This is a genomic window from Paracoccus sp. FO-3 (genome assembly GCF_006386455.1).
GTDB lineage: Bacteria > Pseudomonadota > Alphaproteobacteria > Rhodobacterales > Rhodobacteraceae > Paracoccus > Paracoccus versutus.
Genome location: NZ_VCBQ01000305.1, coordinates 1 through 500, shown reverse-complemented (window position 1 = coordinate 500; position 500 = coordinate 1). Strand labels below are relative to the sequence as shown.

Annotated in this window: 1 protein-coding gene; it reads left to right on the top strand. The window is 68.4% G+C overall.

The annotated features are described in order from the left end of the window. Nucleotides 1-3: 3 nt before the first annotated feature. Nucleotides 4-500, top strand: a 497-nt coding sequence (locus FE811_RS27115) for a dihydrodipicolinate synthase family protein (RefSeq protein ID WP_140849611.1), incomplete at its 3' end; no start/stop codon positions are given.

Here is a 500-nt window from a genome sequence, read left to right as displayed (position 1 = left end):
CGCATGGTTCTTGAAGGCATTTACACGCCTGTGATCACGCCGTTCCAGGGGGATGGCTCGATTGATTTCGACGCTTTGGGCGATCTGGTCGAGCGGTTGGTGGCTGCGGGGGTGCACGGGTTGATCTCGGGCGGCTCGACCGGCGAGAACTATGCCGAGACGGTCGAGGAGCGGCTGGAGCTGGCCCGCTTCATCACCGAGCGCGCCGACGGCCGGCTGCCGGTCATCGTCGGCACCGGCGCCATGCGCACCCCCGATTCCATCGCGCTGGCCCAGGGCGCGCGCGAGATGGGCGCCGATGCGATCCTGCTCGGCACGCCGCCCTATTCGGTGCCGACCGAGGCCGAGAACGCCGCCAACGCGCTGGAAATCGACCGCGCCGCCGGCCTGCCGGTGATCCTCTACAACTACCCCGGCCGCATGGGCGTCAGCATGGGGCGCGCGTTCCTCGACATCGTCGGCCAGTCGCCGAACGTCATCGGCATCAAGGAAAGCTCGGG